The sequence below is a fragment of the Lysobacter oryzae DSM 21044 genome, from assembly GCF_059568595.1.
On the sequence record NZ_JCANTQ010000009.1, the window covers coordinates 468577 to 488293 of the forward strand.

The window sequence follows — 19717 nt, forward strand, 5'->3', positions numbered from 1 at the left end:
GACAGACCGTCCGGGGGCCGGGGGGTAGTCCCAGGCCGCCCGGTGCTTCGCGCACCCGCATCGACGGCAGCACCGGCGGACGGATCAGGGGCCCTCCGCGGCCCACTCCATCCATCAGAGGTAGCTCCAAGCGCACGCCAACCAGATTCGCCGATGGTCCTCCCAGCGCCCGCATGAGCCATGCCGGACCCGAGCGACCCAGGCAAGCAAATCGATTCAGGAATCCGCGAGGCGGATCGAGGACGGGATGTCCGGCAGGGAAGCGCGCCTCAGGACGAGGCAAAGCCCCGGCGCAAGCCGGGGTGTTTCTTGGGGGCGGATCGCTGCGCGCGCGCGGCGGCCGCGAGCTGAACCGTTGGGATGGATGCGGGCACGCGAGCGATGGGGATCGCGAACCGTGAGGATCGAAGCAGAAGTCGCGACGGACATTGCAGTGCAGTAGGGGTTGGTCCTCGCCATGGACGGCGGGGTGAGCTTCAGCAGCAATCGGCCGCGCAGGAGGCGAGGCCATGCCGTTCGAGCATCAACTGGTCCATCAGAGCCCGCGTGCGAACCCAACCGGGGTGGCATCGGGTATCCACACACAGAGAGGGAATTACCTGATGTCCGTATCCCACCGCCGCATGCGCCTGCATGCGCTGGCTGCCGCCACGGCAGTCGCCATTTCCACGCTGGCCGCTCCGGCCTTTGCCGCCGAACGCCTGAACCTGTCCGGCCTCGACGCCGGCGCCACGTACGACCGCTTCATCGTCAAGTACCGCGAAGGCACCGCTGAGCGCGCTGACACCGGCAAGGCCAAGGCTGCGCTCGTGCGCGCCACCAAGGCCGGCGTCGCCGGCAAGGCCGTCGCCCTGGGCCACCTGCGCCGCATGTCGCTGGGCGCGGACGTGGTCAAGTCCGACCGCAAGCTCGACCGCGCCGAGGCCGAAAGCCTGATGCGCGAGATCGCCGCCGATCCGAACGTCGAATACGTCGAGCTCGACAAGCTCAACAAGCCGTACCTGACCCCGAACGACACCAACTACAGCCAGCAGTGGGGCTACTCGGGCACCTACGGCATCAAGGCCAACCAGGCGTGGGACGTGACCAACGGCGCCGGCAGCGTCGTCGCCGTGCTCGACACCGGCATCACCAACCACAGCGACCTCAACGCCAACATCCTCCCGGGCTACGACTTCATCGTCGACACCACCGTGTCGAACGACGGCAACGGCCGCGACAGCGACCCCAGCGATCCGGGCGACTGGACCACGGCCGGCCAGTGCGGCACCGGTTCGCCGGCGTCCAACTCGAGCTGGCACGGCACCCACGTCGCCGGCACGATCGCGGCGGTCACCAACAACGCCAAGGGCGTCGCGGGCGTCGCCTACGGCGCCAAGATCGTCCCGGCGCGCGTGCTCGGCACCTGCGGCGGCTACGACTCCGACATCGCCGACGCGATGATCTGGGCTTCGGGCGGCACTGTCAGCGGCGTGCCCGCCAACGCCAACCCGGCCGAAGTGATCAACCTGAGCCTGGGCGGTTCCGGCGCGTGCAGCTCCACGACCCAGGCCGCGATCAACAGCGCGGTGTCGCGCGGCACCACCCTCGCCATCGCCGCCGGCAACGACAACACCAACGTGTCCAACGCCTCGCCGGCGAACTGCGCCAACGTCATCGCGGTGGGTTCGATCACCAGCACCGGCGCGCGTTCGAGCTTCTCCAACTACGGCGCCGGCGTGGACATCGCCGCACCTGGCTCGACCATCATGTCGACGATGAACGCCGGCACGACCACGCCGGGCGCGGAGACCTACGTCAACTACAGCGGCACCTCGATGGCGACCCCTCACGTCGCCGGCGTGATCGCCCTGATCCAGGCGGTCGCCACCACGCCGAAGACGCCGGCGGAAGTCGAAGCCCTGATCAAGGCCAACTACACCCCGTTCCCGTCGACCCCGTCGCAGCCGATCGGCCCGGGCATCCTCAATGCCAAGGCCGTCGTCGATGCCACCAACGGTGGCGGTGGCGGCGGTGGCGGCGCGGGCACGCTGACCAAGGGCGTGGCCGCGACCGGCCTGTCGGCCGCGACCGGCGGCTACGTGAAGTACACGATGGTGGTGCCGGCCGGCGCGACCAACCTGACCTTCACCACCTCGGGCGGCACCGGCGACGCCGACATGTACGTGAAGTTCGGCAGCGAACCGACCGACACGGTGTACGACTGCCGTCCGTACAAGTCGGGCAATGCGGAAAGTTGCACCTTCGCCGCACCGTCGGCCGGCACGTACTACATCAACCTGAAGGCGTACTCGGCGTTCTCGGGCGTGAGCCTGCTCGGCGACTACACCACCGGCGGCGGTGGCGGCACCCAGACCTACACCAACACGAGCGACTACACGATCAGCGACAACGCGACCGTGGACAGCCCGATCACGGTGTCGGGCCGTACCGGCTCGGGCCTGGCCAGCACGCAGGTGGCGGTGAACATCGTCCACACCTACATCGGCGACCTGAAGGTCGACCTGGTGGCGCCGGACGGTTCGATCTACACCCTGCACAACCGCGCCGGCGGCAGCGCCGACAACATCGTCCAGACCTACACGGTCAACCTGTCGAGCGAAGCGCTGAACGGCACGTGGAAGCTGCGCGTGAACGACAACGCGGCCGGCGACACCGGTTACATCAACAGCTGGAGCGTCACGTTCTAAGCAACATGTTCCAAGGAAACGCCCCCGGTTCGCCGGGGGCGTTTTTGTTTTGAGCAGTGCACGGACCACCGCGGTCGCTTTGCCATCCGCGCTGGACTTTCCAACAGGCACAGGGAGTTTCACGCAATGACTCGCAAGCAATCCTTCGCAACACGTCTTCTCATCGCAACCGGCGCGCTCGCCATCAGCGCAGCCGCCTTCGCCGGCCAGCCGCTGTTCCTGGGCGAAGCCCGGCCCGGCGCCGCCGCCCAAGCCACCACCAGCCGGCTCGCCGCCATGCGCGACAGCGCCAGCGTGCGCGTGGTACGCGCCAATTCGGCGGTCGTTGCCGCCACCACCGGCGAAATCGAACTCGACCTCGGTGGCCGCCGCATCAATCTCGCCCGCGAAGACGCGCGCCCGCTGCAGAGCGGCGACCTCGTCTGGACCGGCCGCGTACGCGAGACCGCTCCCGCGCGGGTGATGACTGCGCGCGAAGTGCGCAACGACGCCAACAACTCGGCGATCCTGGTGCGCAGCGCCAGCGGCGTCACCGGCAGCGTCCGCATGCAGGGCCGGCTGTTCCGCATCCGCCCGCTGCCTGATGGCAACCACGCGGTGATCGAGGTCGACGAAGCACGCATGCCGCCGGATCACCCGGCCGCGTTCGCCGACCTGCCCAACATCCGCATGGCGGCGGACGAAGCCCGCCGGACCACGACCAGCCTGGTCGGCCCGGCCGCGATCGATCCGGGCGCGACCCAGACGATCCGCGTGATGGTGGTCGCCACCAACGATGCGATCACCGCCTACGGCGGCGACATGCGCGCGCTGGTGGAACTGGCCGTCGCCGAGTCCAACCAGGGCTACGTCAACTCCAACGTCGGCATCAACATGGAACTGGCGAGCTACAGCACCACCAGCTACGCCACCGCCGGCATGAGCACCGACCTGTCGCGTTTCCGCGGCACCAGCGATGGCTACATGGACACCATCCATGCCACGCGTGACGCCACGGCGGCGGACGTGGCCATGCTGGTGGCGAACGATTCCTCGTCCTGCGGCCTCGCATCCGGCATCGGCTCCACCGCGGCCACCGCCTTCGCCACCGCGTACTGGGACTGCATTGCCGGCTACTACAGCTTCGCGCACGAGATCGGCCACCTGCAGTCGGCCCGCCATGATCCCGCGACCGACGGCAGCACCACGCCGTATGCGTATGGCCACGGCTATCGCGCGCCCAACAACGCATGGCGCACGGTCATGGCCTACAACTGCAGCCCGAGCTGCCCGCGCATCAACTACTGGTCGAACCCGGACGTGACCTACCAGGGCCAGGCCATGGGCACGGCCAGCACCAGCCACAACCAGCGCGTGCTGGTGAACACCAAGGCGACGGTGGCTGCGTTCCGCGGCGCCCCGCCGGCCAATGTCGCGCCGACGGCGAACTTCAGCTTCAGCACCAGCGGCCTGACCGCGAACTTCACCGACAGCTCCACCGACAGCGATGGCACCATCGTCGCGCGCAGCTGGAACTTCGGCGACGGCACCACCTCCACCGCGACCAATCCGAGCAGGACCTACGCGGCGGCCGGCACCTACACCGTCACCCTCACGGTGACGGACGACGACGGCGCCACCAACACCAGGACCTCCTCGGTGACGGTGTCCACCAGCAGCGTGCAGACCTACACCAACACCAGCGACTACACGATCAACGACAACGCCACGGTCGACAGCCCGATCACGGTGTCGGGCCGCACCGGCAACGCGCCGGGCAATGCCTCGGTGACGGTGGCGATCGTGCACACCTACATCGGCGACCTGAAGGTCGACCTGGTCGCGCCGGACGGCTCGCTCTACAACATCCACAACCGCACCGGCACCAGCACCGACAACATCAACAAGACGGTGACGCTGAACCTCTCGACCGAAGCGCTGAACGGCACGTGGAAGCTGCGCGTGAACGACAACGCCAGCGCCGACACCGGCTACATCGACAGCTGGAGCATCACCTTCTGATCCATCCGGGCGAGGCAATGCCGCCCCTGAGACCCCGGCTTCGGCCGGGGTTTCTTTTTTGCCCGCCGCGCCCGATCTGTTGCGCCGCAACAGCCTTGACATGCCTGACCCTGCGAATTTCGAGCCCCCGAGCGCATTGCACCCTGTTCACGCAGAGCGAAGGTTTGCGCTCCTAGCTTCGCGCGATCGCGATACCTCGGTCGCGATCTGTGTCCCCGCACTACGCCCGGTTGCGAATCGGATGCGCGTGCGCCGGCCACGCAGGCAATGGAAATGCGCGGCCGCGCCAGCGGCCATCACCTCACTGCTCGGGGGTACATCGTGAACAAGCACTCAGTACGCATGCATGCGCTTGCTGTCGCCAGCCTGTTGGCGCTCGGCATGGGGCCTGCCATGGCGGCCGGTCGCGTGGAAACCAGTGGCTTGCAGTCCGCCGATCGATTCGACCAGTTCATCGTGAAGTACCGCGATGGCAGCGCGCCGCGCGCCAGCGCCGCGGCGTTGCAGCGTTCGCTCGATGCCGCCGCGCACGGCATGCGCGGCAACGCGCCCGGCCTGGTCCACGTCCGCCGGCTGGGCGTGGGCGCGGACGTGGTCCGCGTGGCCGACAAGCTCGATCGGGTGGAAGCGGAAGGCCTGATGCGGCAGCTGGCCTCCGATCCGGATGTCGAATACGTCGAGGTCGACCGCCTGCTGCAGGCGGTGCTGACCCCGAACGACCCGCAGTACCCGCAGCAATGGGGCTGCCAGGATGCCGATGCGGGCATCCGCGCGAACGAAGCCTGGGACAGCGCCACCGGCACCGGCGTGGTGGTCGCGGTGCTCGACACCGGCATCACCAGCCACAGCGAACTCAATGCCAACGTGATCGCGGGCTACGACTTCGTCAGCGACGCGACCGCCGCGCGCGACGGCAATGGCCGCGATTCCAACCCGGCCGACCAGGGCGACTGGTACAGCGCCGGCGAGTGCGGGCAGCTGAGCGGCGCCAACTCGAGCTGGCACGGCACGCACGTGGCTGGGACGGTAGCGGCGCTGACCAACAATGGCGTCGGCGTCGCCGGTGTCGCCTTCAACGCCAGGGTCCAGCCGGTGCGCGTGCTGGCCAAATGTGGCGGCACCATCTCCGACATCGCCGACGCCATCACCTGGGCCTCTGGCGGCACGATCAGCGGCATCCCCAACAACGCAACCCCGGCGGAGGTGATCAACCTCAGCCTGGGCGGCGGTGGTTCGTGCAGTTCGACCATGCAGACCGCGATCAATGGCGCGGTCGGTCGCGGTACGACCCTGGCGATTGCCGCGGGCAACAGCAATGCCGACACCTCGGGCTTCACCCCGGCCAACTGCAACAACGTTATCGCGGTGGGGTCCATCACCAGCACCGGGCAGCGCTCGAGCTTCTCCAACTACGGCCCGCTGGTCGACATCGCCGCGCCGGGCTCCTCGATCGTTTCCACCTTGAATGCCGGCGCCACCACGCCGGGCGCGGAGAGCTACGCCACCTACAGCGGCACCTCGATGGCGACACCGCACGTCGCCGGGGTGATCGCGCTGCTGCAGTCGGTCGCGCCCACGCCCAAGACGCCGGCGCAGGTGGAGACGCTCATCAAGGCCAACTTCCGGCCGTTCCCGGTGACGCCGACGCAGACGATCGGTCCCGGCATCCTGGATGCGAAGAAGGTCGTCGACGCGGCCGGCGGTGGCGGAAGCAACGTGCCGCCCACGGCGAACTTCACCTTCACCACCAGCGGCCTGACGGCGAACTTCACCGATGCGTCCAGCGACAGCGACGGCAGCATCGCCTCGCGCAGCTGGAACTTCGGCGACGACACGGGATCCACCGCCACCAGTCCCAGCCACGTCTATGCGGCGGCCGGCACTTACAACGTCGCCCTCACCGTCACCGACAACGGTGGCGCCACCAACACGCGCACGCAGTCGGTCACGGTCAGTTCGGGCAGCGGCGTGCTGCAGAACGGCGTCCCGGTCTCCGGCATCAGCGGGGCGTCCGGAAGCCTGCAGTACTGGACGATGAGCGTGCCCGCGGGCGCCAGCGGGCTGAAGTTCACCATCGCCGGTGGCACCGGCGACGCCGACCTGTACGTGCGCTTCGGCAGCGCGCCCACCACGGCCACCTACGACTGCCGGCCGTACCTCAGCGGCAACAACGAGACCTGCAACATCGCCACCGCGCAGGCGGGCACCTATCACGTGATGCTGCGCGGCTACAGCGCGTACTCCGGCGTGACCCTGACCGGCAGCTACGGCGCGGGTGGGGGGCAGACCTACAGCAACACCAACGACTACGCGATCAACGACAACGCCACGGTCGAGAGCCCGATCGCTGTATCCGGACGCGGCGGCAACGGTCCGGGAAGCGCGCCGGTGGCGGTCAACATCGTCCACACGTATATCGGCGACCTCAAGGTCGACCTGGTCGCCCCCGATGGATCGGTGTACACGCTGCACAACCGCTCCGGCGGCAGTGCCGACAACATCAGCCAGACCTACACCGTGAACCTGTCGAGCGAAGCGCTGAACGGGACCTGGAAACTGCGCGTCAACGACAACGCCAGCGCCGACACCGGCTACATCAACAGCTGGAGCATCACGTTCTGATGGATCGCAAAAGCAGAACCCCGGCTTCGGCCGGGGTTCGTTGCTGCAGCATCGCGCAGGCGTCGCGGGCTACTGGGGGTCGATCGCCTCGAAGCGGTTGGCGGACACGTTCTTGCGTACCTTCTGCGGATCCCACACGCGGCCGTTCATGGCGATGTAGACGCCGGGCGGCAGCGACTGCACCGCGCCGACCGCGCAACCGACATTGAACTCGGCATCCGAACCGCGGAAGCGCGCCGGACTCAACGCGCCGGTCAGCACGATGGTCTTGTCGTGCAGCGTGGCCAGCACCTTCGCGGTTTCCACCATCGTGTCGGTGCCATGGGTGACCAGCACGTGCCTGGCCGGCTGCGCCGCGATCGCGGCGCGGATCAGCTCGCGGTCCTCGCCGGTGATGTGCAGCGAGTCTTTGCGGATGATCGGGATCACGCTGAACTGGAAGGCCACGCCCAGCTCGCGCAGGATGCTGCCGATCTGCGGCTCGCCGATCTGGTAATCGGACTTGTCGTCGAAGTAGATCTTGTCGATCGTGCCGCCGGTGGTGACGACGCAGAGCTGGTCCATGGGTCTTCGCGATGCGGTGGGGATGGCGAATTGTAGGGCGGGCCTCGGCCCGCCGTTGCGATGCTGCACGGCTGGCGGGTCCGGGCCCGCCCAAGGTCCTATTTCTTCCGCGAGAACCGCGCCCGGATCCCGGGAATGCTGGCGGCGAACACCACCACCAGCGCCAGCACGATCTCCGCGACGGCGAACAGGCGCTCCGGCGCGCGCGTCCACGCCACCATGATGCCGTGGCTGAACCAGCCCAGCGCCAGCACCGCCGACCAGAAGCCGGCCTGGCGCCAGCCGCGCAGCGTCGCCATCGCGAGCGCCGCCGGCGGCAGGGCGAACACCAGCAATACCGCCCACGGCGAGGGCAGGGTGCCGAACCACAGCAGGTAGACCCCGCACAGGACGATCAGCGCGCTGATCAGCACGCGCCGCGCCAGGCTGCCGCTGAAGACGCTCATGCGAGCTTCCCTGCGATGGTGGCCAGGCGGCGGCCGAGGGCGCGCGCCAATGCGGCTTCCTCGTCGCTGGGCTGCGGATCGTCCTGCAGGCCGGCGACATGGCTGGCGCCGTACGGCGTGCCGCCGCCGCGCGTCGTGTTGAGCGCCGGCTCGGTGTAGGGGATGCCGACCAGCACGCAGCCGTGGTGCAGCAGCGGCAACTGCATGGACAGCAACGTGGCCTCGTTGCCGCCGTGCATGGTCGAGGTCGACGTGAACACCGCCGCCGGTTTGCCGACCAATGTGCCGCTGGCCCATTCGCTGCCCAGGCCATCGATGAAATGCTTCAGCGGCGCGGCCATGTTGCCGAATCGGGTCGGACTGCCCAGGGCCAGGCCGGCGCATTCCGCCAGGTCCTGCTTCTCGACGTAGGGCGCGCCTTCTTCCGGCACCGGCGGAGCCGCCTGCTGCGTCACCGCCGCCACCGGCGGGACCGAACGCAGGCGCGCCCGCATTCCGTCGACTTCCTCGACGCCACGGGCGACCAGGCGCGCCAGCCGGGCGACCGAGCCACCGCGGCTGTAGTAGAGGACAAGGATCTCGGGCATCGCGGCGTCCGCATTGAAACTGCGCAGAAGGGTACGCGTTCGCGGCATGCTTGGGCTATCCGCCGATGCGGGACTCATGCGGCTTCTCCATCGCATCGGTTACCCTGCCGCCGATGGAGCCCCTGGATTCCCTCAATCGCTGGATGGACCGCATGCGCGACCGCGCGCGGGCCAAGACGTTCTTCCGTTTCCTGTCGATGCGCTTCCTCGACGACCGCCTGTTCCAGGCCGCGGGCGCGCTGTCGTACACCACCGTGTTCGCGCTGGTGCCGCTGTCGATGGTGGTGTTCGGAGTGCTGTCGGCATTTCCGGTCTTCAGCGTGTGGAGCGACCAGCTCAGCGACTACGTCTTCGCCAACTTCGTGCCGTCCGCGGCGCGCTCGGTCGAGACCTACCTCAAGCAGTTCCGCCTCAATGCCGGCCAGCTCACCGCGGCCGGCGTGATCGCGCTGGTGGTGTCGCTGCTGATCACGCTCAACGGCATCGAGACCGCGTTCAACCGCATCTGGCGGGTGAAGGCGCCGCGGCCGAAGGTCGGGCGCTTCCTGGTGTACTGGACCGTGTTCACCCTGGGCGCGCTGATGGCGGCGGGCAGCCTGGCGATCTCGGCCAAGTTCTTCGCGATGTCGGTGTTCCAGACCCAGGCCGGCAGCGCGCTGCAGTCGCTGCTGCTGCGGCTGGCGCCGATGACGATCGAGTTCGTGGCCATCGCCGCGATCTACAAGGTGGTGCCGCACCGCACGATCCAGTGGCGCCACGCCATCGCCGGCGCGTTGCTGGCGACGGCGACGTTCGAAGTGGTGAAGTGGGGGCTGGGGTTGTACCTGGCCAGCTTCGGCTCGTACTCGAAGATCTACGGCACCCTCGCCGCGGTGCCGATCTTCCTGTTGTGGATCTACCTGAGCTGGGTGTCGGTGCTGCTGGGCGCCTCGCTCGCCTCGTCGATCTCCGCGTTCCGCTACCAGCCGGCGGCGATGCGCCTGCCGGTGGGTTACGAGATGTACGCGCTGATCCGCCTGCTCGCGCGCTTCAACGAGGCGCGCAAGCAGGGGCGCGGCCTGCACAGCGACCAGATCCAGCGCATCGAGCCGATGCTCACCGACGCCCTGGTGCAGCACATGCTGGCGCAGCTGTGCGAGATCAACGTGGTGCGCCGCGCCGAGGACGGCGAGTGGCTGCTGTCGCGCGACCTCGACGAACTGACCATGGCCGAGCTGTACGAGGCCTGCCAGCTGCGCATCCCGATCGCCGAGGCGCACCTGCCGTGCCGCGAGGATTCGCTCGGCCACGCCGCCGTCGCCGCGATCGACGAACTGCGCCTGCCGCTGCGCGACCTGCTCAAGCGCCGCGTGTCCACCATCCATGCCGACCACCAGGATTGATCCCATGCGCCTTCGCCCGACCATTCTGCTGACGGCCGCGCTGCTGCTGGCCGCATGCAAGCCCGGCAATGAGGCGCCGCCGCCGCGCGCGGCCGCGGAACCGCCAGCGCCGCCGGCGGCCGAAGCCCCGCAGGCGCCCGCGTCCGCCGCGGCGGCTGTCGATGCCGAATACCCGAGCCTGCAGCTGCCCACCATCGATGGCGCGCCCTACGACCTCGCCGCGCATCGCGGCAAGTGGGTGGTGGTCAACTTCTGGGCGACCTGGTGCAAGCCCTGCGTCAAGGAAATGCCCGACCTGTCCGCGCTCGATGCCATGCGCGAGCACATCGAGGTGATCGGCCTGGCATACGACGATTCCGATCCGAAGGACATCCAGGCGTTCCTCAAGACCCATCCGGTCGTCTACCCGATCGCGATCGTGGACACCTTCGATCCGCCCAAGGCCTTCGCCACGCCGCGCGGGCTGCCGACGACCTACCTGATCGCGCCGGACGGACGGATCGCCAAGAAGTTCATGGGCCCGATCACGGCGGCAGAGATCGAAGGCGCGATCGCGGCCGCGGGCGGGCCCAAGCCCCACGCCGGATAGTGACTCTCAACGTCAGGAGGCAGCCATGAAAGCGGTGCGGTTCCTGGTGGGTGGCAAGGTGCAGGGCGTGTTTTTCCGCGCCAGCGTGCGCGACCGCGCCGTGGCGCTGCAGTTGCGCGGCTTTGCCCGCAACCTCGCGGATGGCCGCGTCGAGGTGCTGGCGATCGGCGAGGACGATGCGGTCGAGGAAATGGCGCAGTGGCTGCACTACGGCCCGCCGCAGGCGCGGGTCGAGGAACTCGAGCGCATCGACGGCGCGGACGAGCCGGACGTGGACGGCTTCGACATCCGCTGAAGGAGCTACGGCATGGCCATCCGCATCGTCCGCCTCCGCACGCCGCGCGCGAAGGGCGAGGGCCTGCGCATCGGCACCGTGCGGCGCCCGCCGCGCGGCGTGCCAAAGGCGAAGTTCGCGTCGGAGGACTGGTACGACGTCTGGTTTCCCAACCTCGCCCCGAGCGTGGAAGCGATGAAGCAGGCGCAGGCGGCGCAGACACCGGCGCAGTGGAACGCGTTCGTGCGCAAGTACCGCGCGGAGATGGCGGCGCCGGGGAACGCGCACACGATCGCGCTACTCGCGGCGCTGTCGCGGGGCACCCACTTCTCGGTCGGGTGCTATTGCGAGGACGAATCGCACTGCCACCGCGCGATCCTGCGCGAGCTCCTGGCGGCCCAGGACGCGAAGTTCGCCTAGCCCGGCGCCACCGCTTCCGGCCTGCCGCGTGTTTCCAGCAGCACGAACGCGATTGCCGCCAGTCCCAGCGGCGCCAGGTAGTAGATCGCGCGGTACACCAGCAGGGCGGCGAGGATGGAGACCGCCGGCATGCGGTGCGCGAACGCGGCGACGAACACGGCTTCGAGTACGCCGACGCCGGCCGGTACATGCACCAGCGCGGTTGCCACGGCCGCGAACAGCAGCGCGCCCAGCACAGTCGGATAGTCCACCGCCGGCGGCAGCAGCACGAACAGGATCGCGGCCATCAGCGCCCAGTTCAGCGCCCCCAGCGCGAACTGGACCAGCGCCAGCGGCACCGGCGGCAGGCGGAAGTGGTGCCCGCGGAGGTGGAACATGCGGCCGTGCAGGCGCTGGCAGGCCAGCAGGTACGCGGCGGACGCAAGGACCATCAGTGCGCCGAGCCACGGCAGCGCTGCCGCGGCCGCGACGAAGCGCGGCGGCGGGACCACGCGGCCGGTGGCGAACAGCGCGCCCGCCAGCAGCAGGTAGCCCAGCCAATTGGTCGCCGCGCTGAAGGCGACGATGCGGGTGATGGCGGGCACGTGCAGACCGGCGTGCGCATACAGGCGGAAGCGCGAGCCAGTCCCGCCGATCAGCGCGCCGATGTTGAGGCCGAGGGCGTAGGCGATGCCCGCGATCGCCATCACCCGGCGCGTGGACAGCGCGTGGTGCGCGTAGCGGCGGGCGGCCAGGTCGTAGCAGCAATAAACCGCATAGCTGGCCGCGGTGAGCACCGCGGCGAGCACCAGGGTCGTGGCGTCGTAACCGGCGATCGCACCCAGCACGTGCTTCCAGTCGATCGCACGCGCCGCGCGTGCGAGCAACACCAGGATCGCGACCGGAAACACCCACCACGCGATACGCCAGAGCCGGTGCAGCCAGGGATGGCGCGGCTTCATCGGGCGTCTTCCGGCGCGGTGGCGTCCGCCGGCGGCTTCGCCAGCGCGATCTTGGGCGCGTGCGCCGGCAGCCAGCCGGCCCAGCGGGGAAAGCGGCGCACGCAATGGAACACCAGTGGCTGCGTCAGTGCATCCCAGAAGCGGCCGCGGGGAACCTGCGCCGGATCCACGCTCTGGCAGTGGTGTTGCAGCAGGTCCTCCAGGCGCGCGCGAAGGTCGGCGACGAACGCGGGATCGCGGATGAAGACGTTGGCCTCCAGGTTCAACGACAGGCTGAGCGGATCGAGGTTGCTCGACCCCACCGTCGCCCAGCCGTCGTCCACGAAGCCGACCTTGCCGTGGAAGGGACGTTCGCAGTACTCGTGGATGTGCACGCCCGCATCGACCAGGTGGCGGTACAGCGTCCGCGCGGCCGTCAGCACCACCGGCATGTCCGGCTGGCCCTGGAACAGCAGCGACACCTTCACGCCGCGCCGCGAGGCATCGCGCAGGTCGCGCAGGAAGCCGTAACCGGGGAAGAAATAGGCATTGGCGAGCACGATCTCGCGCCGCGCGGCGCGGAACGCGCGACGGTATTCGTGTTCGATGGTGGTGCGGCGGCGATGGTTGTCGCGCGGCACGAACATGATCGCGGCGTTGCCCGCGCTCGCGGTCGCGGCCGGATTGCGCGCGGGCCGCCACGATTCGCCCGTGCCGGGCGAGGTCAGCGCCTCCCGTAGGAAGGCGTGGATGTCGGCGACGACCGGACCCTCGAGTTCGACCGCGTAGTCCTGCTTGGCTTCGGGCCCGAAATCGAGCACATGGTCGGCCGAGAAATTGATTCCGCCCACCATCGCCACGCGCGCATCGGCGACCAGCAGCTTGCGGTGCATGCGCCGGAACACGTGCAGGCGCATGCCGAACCAGGTCGGATGCGGATCGAACACGCGCAGGCGCACGCCCGCGTCGTCGAGGGCGGCCAGGAACTCCGGCGAGAAATGCGGCGAACCGAAGCCGTCGACGGTCACTTCTACGCGCACGCCGCGGCGCGCGGCGGCGATCAGCCGGCGCTGCAGCTCCATCCCGATCTTGTCCTCGAACAGGATGAAGGTCTCGAGCAGGATCTCGCTCTGCGCCGCGTCGATCGCCGCGAACGCGCGCGCGAAGAATTCCTCGCCGTTCTCCAGCAGGCGCACGCGGTTGCCGCTACGCCAGGGAAACTCGCCGGTGCCCAGGCCCCTCATGGCGCCGGCCTCACCACTCGATCCTCGCCAGCAGCGGCGCATGGTCGGACAGGTGCGACCACGGCCGCGCGGCGAGCACGCGCGGCTCGCTCCCGCGCACGCCGCGCACGTAGATCCGGTCCACCGGCAGCACCGGCCAGCGCGCGGGGAAGGTCCGCGCCAGCGCCCCGCGATGCTGCAGGAAGACTTCCTGCAGGCCGCAGCGCGCGAGCACGCCGTGGCCCTTGCGGCGCCAGTCGTTGAAGTCGCCCGCGACGATCAGCGGGGCATCGCGCGGGACCTCGGCGGCGATGATCTCGCACAGCAGGGCCAGTTGCTGCTGGCGGTGCGACTCGAGCAGGCCGAGGTGCACGCAGATGGTGTGCACTTCGGCATCGGCCGACGGCACCTCCAGCACGCAATGCAGCAGGCCGCGTTCCTCGCTGCCGTGGATCGAGATGTCGCGGTTGTCGTGGCGGATGATCGGGAACTTGGAGAGCACCGCGTTGCCGTGGTGGCCATGCGGGTACACCGCGTTCTGGCCGTAGGCGAACTGCGGCCACAGGGTGTCGGCGAGGAATTCGTACTGCGGCCCTTCCGGCCAGTTGAGGTGCTTGCGCGCGTAGTGCGCGTGCTCGCCGAGCACTTCCTGCAGGAAGACCACGTCGGCCGAGACCGAATGGATCGCCTCGCGCAGTTCCGGCAACACGAAGCGCCGGTTGAGCAAGTTGAAACCCATGTGGGCGTTCAGGGTCAGGACGTTGAACGCGGGCATGCGGCGATTGTGCGCAGGTGGGGGGAGAGCCGGGTGAACGGCGCGAGGAAGAACGCCTTGCCGAGCGGGTTCCCTCGGCCGCGCGCGCGGCGCGGACAAGGCAGCGATGGGACGCTAGCCGCGGGCGGGCTTGACCACGCCGAAACGCTCCTTCTTCGGCTTGCCGGGCAGCGGTTCGAACGCGATCTTCGACGGCGGCACGTTGGTGTCGGGCAGGCGCTTGAGCATGTCGCGGATCAGGGCCAGGCGGCCCCGCTTCTGGTCGTTGAAGTCCACCAGCGTCCACGGCGCGTGCGCGGTGTGGGTCGCCTTGAGCATGGCTTCGCGGGCACGGGTGTAGTCCTCGTAGTGCTTGCGCGCCTCGACGTCGATCGGCGACAGCTTCCAGCGCTTGAGCGGATCCTTGAGGCGCTCGGCGAAGCGCTCTTCCTGCTTGTCCTGGTCGCAGCAGAGCCAGTACTTGAACAGCAGGACGCCGTCGTCGGCGAGCAGCTTCTCGAACGCGGGCGCCTGGCGCAGGAACGCCTTGACCTGCGCCTCGCTGGCGAAACCCATGACCTTCTCGACGCCGGCGCGGTTGTACCAGCTGCGGTCGAACAGCACGATCTCGCCGGCGGCCGGCAGGTGCGCGACATAGCGCTGGAAGTACCACTGGGTGGCCTCGCGTTCGGTCGGCTTGGGCAAGGCGATCACCCGGCACTGGCGCGGGTTCATGTGGTCGGCGATCGCGGTGATCACGCCGCCCTTGCCGGCGGTGTCGCGGCCCTCGACCAGCACCACGACGCGCTTGCCCGAGGCCTGCAGCCAGCGCGCCATGGCGACCAGTTCGTGCTGCAGCGGTTCCAGCTGCTTCTCGTATTCCTTGCGCTTGAGCTTGGCCATCAGCGGCTCCGCCGCCGCGCGGGCCTGGCCGTCGCCGGTTGCATGCTGCGCGCCACTTCCAGCAGGGCGCCCTGCTGCTTGCTGTTGAGTGCGCGATACGCGGCGAGCAGGTCGTGCTCGCCCCTGGTGCGCGCGGGATCGAGCTGGCTCGCCAGTTCCCCCAGCAGCGCGCCGGCCGGCACGCCGAAGGTACGGGCGAGCGCGTCCAGCTGTTCCTTGCCCGGCAGCTTCTCGCCCTTGAGCCAGGCGCTGACGGTGGCGGCGCCCGCGCGCGGAATCGCGGTGGCGATGTCGGCGGCGCTCAGGCCGCGGGCCTTGGCGAGCAGGCGCAGCGTGGTGGCTAGGGGCATGTCGAGCACTCCTTACTCCTTCAGGCGTGGGCGCAGCGTGGCGAGGTTGCACGGTCGCGTACGCGCATCGAGCTGGGCACGGATGATCCTTTCCCAGGCCGTGCGGCAGGCGGAGGTCGAACCCGGCAGCGCAAACAGGAAGGTGCCATTCGCCAGCCCGGCGAAGGCGCGCGACTGCAGCGTGCTGGTGCCGATCTCCTCGAAGCTCAGCGCGCGGAACAGTTCGCCGAAGCCCGGCATCTCCTTGTCCAGCAGCGGCAGCAGCGCTTCGGGCGTGGAATCGCGGCCGGTGAAGCCGGTGCCGCCGGTAACGAGGACCCCGTCGACGCCGTCGTCGGCGATCCACTGCGACACCCTGGCGCGCAGCTGGTAGCGGTCGTCGCGCAGCAGCGCGCGGTCGGCCAGCTGGTGTCCGGCCTCGGTCAGGGCGGCGACGAGGTAATCGCCGGAGGTGTCGTCGGCGAGCGCGCGCGTGTCCGACACGGTGAGCACGCACAGGCGGAGCGGAAGGAAGTCGCGTTCGGCGGTCATGCGGCGGAGTGTAGGGCGGGCTCAAGCCCGCGGCGAGGGTCGCGTCGCGGGCCGGGGACCGTCGCGAAACTCGAGTCGGCGGGCTTGAGCGCGCCCTATGCCAGCATGATCCGGACGGCCTCGACGAAGTCGCGCGCGAAACCGCCCATGTCGAACAGGCCGCTGTCGCCGCGGCGCCGCGCGAGCTCGCCGCGCACCGCAGCGAGTGCGGGCCGGTCGCATCCCAGCGCCACCGCGCGGGCGATGAAGGCGGCATCGCTGTCGACGTTCATCGCCGGCATGCCCAGGTGGTGGTTGAGGCTGCCCGCCACGCGTGCGGCGAAGGTCTCGCCGGGTCGGGTGAGCACTGGACAGCCTGCCCACAAGGCATCGGACGCGGTGGTGTGCGCGTTGTACGGCTCGGTGTCGAGGAACACGTCCGCGTGCTGCAGGCGGGCGAGGTAATCCGCATGCGGCTGCTTGGGCATGAACACCAGTCGCCGCGGATCCACGCCCTGGGCATCGGCGAAGCCGCGCAGCCGGTCGTCGGCGCGGCCCGGCCCCGACAGCAGCCACAGCACGCTGCCGGGCACTTCGCGCAGCACCGCCAGGGCGCGCGCCATGCTGCGCGGGTTGAGCTTGTAACTGTTGTTGAAGCAGCAGAACACGACAGCGTCGTCGGGCAGGTCGCACTCGGCGCGCGGCGGCGCGGGCGGGATGGCGCGCGCGCAGTCGCTGGGCTGGAAGCACCGCGGCAGGCGCACGACCCGCTCGCTGAAATGTGCCTCCAGCGCCGCCGGCAACACGAAGCCATCGGCGAGCACGTAGTCGATCCAGGGCGCGCCGGACGTGCCCGGATACGCGAGCCAGTTCACCTGCACCGGGGCCGGCCGCATCGCCAGCACCTCGGGCACGCCGCCGCCGCCCCAGCCGCGCAGGTCGAACAGGATGTCGATGCCGGCCGTGCGGATGCGTTGCGCCACGTCGGCATGCGCGAGCCCGGCGACGTCGTGCAGTGTCGTGGCCGCCTGCAGGCGCCGGCGGACCAGGCCGCCGTCGTCGCGGTTGAGGGCGAACAGGTGCGGGTCGATCGCGCCGTTCGCCTGCAGCGCCTCGAACAGCGCCACCGTCAGCAGGCCGGTCGGATGCGCGCCAAAGCCATTGGACAGGAATCCCACGCGCACGCGGTCGACGCCGGCGCGCGGCGTCGCGGCCGGCAACGGCCGCACCGATCGCGCAATCGGCGCTGCCCGCAGGCGCGCGCACTGCAGTTGTTCGGGGGCTGTCGCATCCTCGCTGAGGAAGGCGAAGGGCTCGACCATGGCGCGGCCCTGCGCGACCGCGCCGCGCACCTGGCGTGCGAGCGCATCGAGATCGCGCCAATCGCACAGCCTGCGGCGCCAGGCGAGCAGGTAGGCGGCGATCTGCGTTTCGTCCGGCGCGAGCGCATGCGCGCGCGCATAGGCCTCCGCAGCGGCCTCGGCTTCGCCGATGTCCTCGAGCACATGCCCCAGCCAGACCGCGATGCCGGGATGCCCCGGCGCGTTTGCGGCGGCGGCGCGCAGGCTATCCGCGGCTTCGCGGCGCTGGTGCTGCATCCACTGCGCCCGGCCCAGCCGCGCCAGCGCTTCGGGATGGCCGGGTTGCAGCGCCAGTGCACGCCGTGCCGCGGCCTCGCCCGTGCGCGCATCGCCGCCGTCCAGCTCGGCTTCGCTCAGGGCAATCCACGCCATCGCATTGTGCGGTTCGCGCTGCACCAGCGCGCGCGCAAGCTCGCGTTCGTTCACGGCGTCGCGTTGCCGACGGAGAGGCTGTACCACTGCGATCCGTCCTCGCTCCAGCCGGCCGCGCGGTACAGCGCGCGCGCCGGGGCGTTGTCGCGCGAGGTCTCGAGCATGAGTCCGGCCGCGCCCTGGTCGCGCGCGAACCGCGCGGCGCCGTCGAGCAATGCCTGGGCGACGCCGCGCCGCCGCGCGCTTTCGGCAACGAACAGGTCGTTGAGGATCCAGATCCGCGCCATGCGTACCGAGGAAAACATCGGATAGAGCTGGGTGAAGCCGGCGACGGCGCCATCGAGCTCGGCGACCAGCACGGCGGATTCGCCGCGCCCGATGCGCTCGCGCAGGAAGTCGCGCGCACGCGGCAGGTCGCCCGGCTGGGCGTAGAAGCGCCGATAGGCGTCGAACAGCGGGGCGACCGCGTCGACGTCGTCCAGGGTGGCGCGGCGAAGCGTTATGGCCATGGTTCCTTGCGCTGCGACGGGGAGACGGGTGCATCGTAACGGGCAGGCGGCATGCGCCGCATGGCCGGTCGCCCGCTCACGCGCCCTGCGTCAGCCGCGCCAGTTCGTCGGCCTGGTTCTCGTGCTGCAAGCGGTCGACCAGCGCCTCGAGATGGCCCTCGATCACGTTGGGCAGGTCGTACAGGGTGAGTCCTTCCACGCGGTGGTCGGTGATCCGGCCCTGCGGGAAGTTGTACGTGCGGATGCGCTGGCTGCGATCGCCGCTGCCGACCTGCAGCTTGCGCGTCTCCGCCTGCGCGGCCGCCGCCTTGGCCGCCTGCGCTTCGGCGATGATCGCGGACAGGCGCTTCATCGCCTTGTCGCGGTTGGCGTGCTGGCTGCGCTCGGTCTGGCTCTCGACCACTATCCCGGTCGGGACGTGGGTGATGCGGATCGCCGATTCGGTCTTGTTGACGTGCTGGCCGCCGGCGCCGCTGGAGCGGAAGGTATCGACCTTGAGGTCGGCGGGATTGATCTCGATGGGCTCGCCCTCGCTCTCCACCGGGATGATCGCCACGGTCGCCGCGGAGGTGTGGATGCGGCCCTGCGATTCGGTGGCCGGCACGCGCTGCACGCGATGGGTGCCGGATTCGAACTTCAGCTTCGAGTACGCGCCGCGGCCTTCCACGCGGGCGATGACTTCCTTGAAGCCCCCGTGCTCGCCGGGACTGGCGGATTCGACTTCCACCTTCCAGCCCTGGCGCTCGGCGAAGCGCGCGTACATCCGGAACAGGTCGCCGGCGAAGATCGCCGCCTCGTCGCCGCCGGTGCCTGCGCGCACTTCCAGGTAAATGTCGCCGTCGTCGCGCGCGTCCTTCGGGATCAGGTGCGCGAGCAGTTCGGCATCGAGCGCCTGTAGGCGATGGGTGGCGCTGTCGATTTCCTCGTCGGCGAGTTCGCGCAATTCCGGATCGTTGCGCATCGCCTCGGCGGCGGCGAGGTCGCGCCTGGCCTGCGCCTCGGCATCCAGCGCGTTGGCCACCGGTTCGAGCTGGGCGAACTCGCGCGACAGGCGGCGGAACTGGTTGGCGTCGCCGATCACGGCCGGATCGGCGAGGAGGCGTTCGAGTTCCTCGCGGCGTTCGGCCAGGGCTTCGAGTTTGCGGCGCAGGCTAGGGGTCATGGGCAGGTTGGTGAGGTCAGCGGGACACGGCATCCGATCGAACGCGGAAGCCCATGGGCAGGGCTGCCGCTACGTCCT

The 19717-nt window shown here is 69.6% G+C and carries 18 protein-coding genes and 3 pseudogenes; 9 read left to right on the forward strand and 12 right to left on the reverse strand.

What is annotated here, in order from left to right; genetic code table 11:
* Positions 1-602 precede the first annotated feature (602 nt).
* The 5 genes and pseudogenes from BP05_RS05940 to BP05_RS05960 form a co-directional block, all read left to right on the forward strand.
* Positions 603-2327 (forward strand): annotated as a pseudogene (locus BP05_RS05940) (S8 family peptidase); the annotation flags it as partial.
* A 132-nt stretch (positions 2328-2459) separates the two neighbouring features.
* Positions 2460-2690: pseudogene (locus BP05_RS05945) on the forward strand (proprotein convertase P-domain-containing protein); the annotation flags it as partial.
* A 126-nt stretch (positions 2691-2816) separates the two neighbouring features.
* Positions 2817-4691, forward strand: a complete 1875-nt coding sequence (locus tag BP05_RS05950) for a M12 family metallo-peptidase (protein ID WP_496361450.1) — start codon at positions 2817-2819, stop codon at positions 4689-4691.
* A gap of 342 nt (positions 4692-5033) precedes the next feature.
* A pseudogene (locus tag BP05_RS05955) lies at positions 5034-6635 on the forward strand (S8 family serine peptidase); the annotation flags it as partial.
* Between the two features lie 90 nt (positions 6636-6725).
* Positions 6726-7313, forward strand: a complete 588-nt coding sequence (locus BP05_RS05960) for a proprotein convertase P-domain-containing protein (protein ID WP_496361527.1) — start codon at positions 6726-6728, stop codon at positions 7311-7313.
* A 69-nt stretch (positions 7314-7382) separates the two neighbouring features.
* On the opposite strand, the gene BP05_RS05965 is transcribed toward BP05_RS05960, so the two are convergent.
* The 3 genes from BP05_RS05965 to wrbA form a co-directional block, all read right to left on the reverse strand.
* Entirely contained in the window at positions 7383-7877 is a 495-nt protein-coding gene (locus BP05_RS05965) for an asparaginase domain-containing protein (RefSeq protein ID WP_496361452.1), read from the reverse strand.
* Between the two features lie 98 nt (positions 7878-7975).
* Positions 7976-8323: a DUF2069 domain-containing protein gene (locus BP05_RS05970; RefSeq protein ID WP_496361454.1), complete on the reverse strand. Its 348-nt coding sequence runs from the start codon at positions 8321-8323 to the stop codon at positions 7976-7978.
* Positions 8320-8910 (reverse strand): NAD(P)H:quinone oxidoreductase, encoded by a 591-nt coding sequence (gene wrbA / locus BP05_RS05975; protein WP_496361456.1) that lies wholly within the window; start codon positions 8908-8910, stop codon positions 8320-8322. The genes BP05_RS05970 and wrbA overlap by 4 nt, the downstream gene beginning before the upstream one ends.
* Positions 8911-9023: 113 nt before the next feature.
* On the opposite strand from wrbA, the gene BP05_RS05980 reads away from it, so the two are divergent.
* The 4 genes from BP05_RS05980 to BP05_RS05995 are packed head-to-tail and all read left to right on the forward strand — an operon-like array spanning position 9024 to position 11575.
* Positions 9024-10292, forward strand: coding sequence for a YihY family inner membrane protein (locus tag BP05_RS05980; RefSeq protein WP_496361458.1), 1269 nt, complete (start codon positions 9024-9026; stop codon positions 10290-10292).
* 4 nt (positions 10293-10296) lie between these two features.
* Positions 10297-10881, forward strand: coding sequence for a TlpA family protein disulfide reductase (locus tag BP05_RS05985; protein ID WP_496361460.1), 585 nt, complete (start codon positions 10297-10299; stop codon positions 10879-10881).
* A gap of 25 nt (positions 10882-10906) precedes the next feature.
* On the forward strand, positions 10907-11176 hold the full coding sequence (locus BP05_RS05990; RefSeq protein ID WP_496361462.1) for an acylphosphatase: 270 nt from the start codon (positions 10907-10909) through the stop codon (positions 11174-11176).
* A gap of 12 nt (positions 11177-11188) precedes the next feature.
* A complete protein-coding gene (locus tag BP05_RS05995) occupies positions 11189-11575 on the forward strand; it encodes a DUF488 domain-containing protein (protein ID WP_496361464.1) in 387 nt (128 codons plus the stop codon).
* On the opposite strand, the gene BP05_RS06000 is transcribed toward BP05_RS05995, so the two are convergent.
* The 9 genes from BP05_RS06000 to prfA form a co-directional block, all read right to left on the reverse strand.
* Positions 11572-12516, reverse strand: a complete 945-nt coding sequence (locus tag BP05_RS06000; RefSeq protein ID WP_496361466.1) for a lysylphosphatidylglycerol synthase transmembrane domain-containing protein — start codon at positions 12514-12516, stop codon at positions 11572-11574. The genes BP05_RS05995 and BP05_RS06000 overlap by 4 nt on opposite strands.
* Positions 12513-13739 carry a cardiolipin synthase ClsB gene (gene clsB, locus BP05_RS06005; RefSeq protein ID WP_496361468.1) on the reverse strand — a complete coding sequence of 409 codons (1227 nt, stop codon included), beginning with the start codon at positions 13737-13739 and terminating at the stop codon, positions 12513-12515. The genes BP05_RS06000 and clsB overlap by 4 nt, the downstream gene beginning before the upstream one ends.
* 10 nt (positions 13740-13749) lie before the next feature.
* On the reverse strand, positions 13750-14493 hold the full coding sequence (locus tag BP05_RS06010) for an endonuclease/exonuclease/phosphatase family protein (protein WP_496361470.1): 744 nt from the start codon (positions 14491-14493) through the stop codon (positions 13750-13752).
* A 114-nt stretch (positions 14494-14607) separates the two neighbouring features.
* Entirely contained in the window at positions 14608-15375 is a 768-nt protein-coding gene (gene ppk2 / locus BP05_RS06015) for a polyphosphate kinase 2 (protein WP_496361472.1), read from the reverse strand.
* Positions 15375-15725: a helix-turn-helix domain-containing protein gene (locus tag BP05_RS06020; RefSeq protein ID WP_496361474.1), complete on the reverse strand. Its 351-nt coding sequence runs from the start codon at positions 15723-15725 to the stop codon at positions 15375-15377. The genes ppk2 and BP05_RS06020 overlap by 1 nt, the downstream gene beginning before the upstream one ends.
* A 12-nt stretch (positions 15726-15737) precedes the next feature.
* Positions 15738-16256 (reverse strand): molybdenum cofactor biosynthesis protein B, encoded by a 519-nt coding sequence (moaB, locus tag BP05_RS06025; RefSeq protein ID WP_496361476.1) that lies wholly within the window; start codon positions 16254-16256, stop codon positions 15738-15740.
* A 95-nt stretch (positions 16257-16351) separates the two neighbouring features.
* Complete coding sequence (locus BP05_RS06030; RefSeq protein ID WP_496361529.1) at positions 16352-17968, reverse strand: O-linked N-acetylglucosamine transferase, SPINDLY family protein; 1617 nt, start codon at positions 17966-17968, stop codon at positions 16352-16354.
* Positions 17969-18018: 50 nt separating this feature from the next.
* Positions 18019-18477: a GNAT family N-acetyltransferase gene (locus BP05_RS06035; RefSeq protein WP_496361478.1), complete on the reverse strand. Its 459-nt coding sequence runs from the start codon at positions 18475-18477 to the stop codon at positions 18019-18021.
* Positions 18478-18553: 76 nt separating this feature from the next.
* Positions 18554-19639, reverse strand: coding sequence for a peptide chain release factor 1 (gene prfA, locus BP05_RS06040; protein ID WP_496361480.1), 1086 nt, complete (start codon positions 19637-19639; stop codon positions 18554-18556).
* Positions 19640-19717 lie beyond the last annotated feature (78 nt).

Coding starts and splice junctions, on each gene's coding strand:
- BP05_RS05990 (WP_496361462.1), top strand. CDS start 10,907: ATGAAAGCGGTGCGGTTCCTGGTGGGTGGCAAGGTGCAGGGCGTGTTT.
- BP05_RS05950 (WP_496361450.1), top strand. CDS start 2,817: ATGACTCGCAAGCAATCCTTCGCAACACGTCTTCTCATCGCAACCGGC.
- wrbA (WP_496361456.1), bottom strand. CDS start 8,910: ATGCCCGAGATCCTTGTCCTCTACTACAGCCGCGGTGGCTCGGTCGCC.
- BP05_RS06030 (WP_496361529.1), bottom strand. CDS start 17,968: ATGGCGTGGATTGCCCTGAGCGAAGCCGAGCTGGACGGCGGCGATGCG.
- BP05_RS05965 (WP_496361452.1), bottom strand. CDS start 7,877: ATGGACCAGCTCTGCGTCGTCACCACCGGCGGCACGATCGACAAGATC.
- BP05_RS05985 (WP_496361460.1), top strand. CDS start 10,297: ATGCGCCTTCGCCCGACCATTCTGCTGACGGCCGCGCTGCTGCTGGCC.
- BP05_RS05980 (WP_496361458.1), top strand. CDS start 9,024: ATGGAGCCCCTGGATTCCCTCAATCGCTGGATGGACCGCATGCGCGAC.
- BP05_RS06010 (WP_496361470.1), bottom strand. CDS start 14,493: ATGCCCGCGTTCAACGTCCTGACCCTGAACGCCCACATGGGTTTCAAC.
- BP05_RS06000 (WP_496361466.1), bottom strand. CDS start 12,516: ATGAAGCCGCGCCATCCCTGGCTGCACCGGCTCTGGCGTATCGCGTGG.
- BP05_RS06020 (WP_496361474.1), bottom strand. CDS start 15,725: ATGCCCCTAGCCACCACGCTGCGCCTGCTCGCCAAGGCCCGCGGCCTG.
- BP05_RS06035 (WP_496361478.1), bottom strand. CDS start 18,477: ATGGCCATAACGCTTCGCCGCGCCACCCTGGACGACGTCGACGCGGTC.
- BP05_RS05970 (WP_496361454.1), bottom strand. CDS start 8,323: ATGAGCGTCTTCAGCGGCAGCCTGGCGCGGCGCGTGCTGATCAGCGCG.
- BP05_RS05960 (WP_496361527.1), top strand. CDS start 6,726: ATGAGCGTGCCCGCGGGCGCCAGCGGGCTGAAGTTCACCATCGCCGGT.
- clsB (WP_496361468.1), bottom strand. CDS start 13,739: ATGAGGGGCCTGGGCACCGGCGAGTTTCCCTGGCGTAGCGGCAACCGC.
- BP05_RS05995 (WP_496361464.1), top strand. CDS start 11,189: ATGGCCATCCGCATCGTCCGCCTCCGCACGCCGCGCGCGAAGGGCGAG.
- moaB (WP_496361476.1), bottom strand. CDS start 16,256: ATGACCGCCGAACGCGACTTCCTTCCGCTCCGCCTGTGCGTGCTCACC.
- prfA (WP_496361480.1), bottom strand. CDS start 19,639: ATGACCCCTAGCCTGCGCCGCAAACTCGAAGCCCTGGCCGAACGCCGC.
- ppk2 (WP_496361472.1), bottom strand. CDS start 15,375: ATGGCCAAGCTCAAGCGCAAGGAATACGAGAAGCAGCTGGAACCGCTG.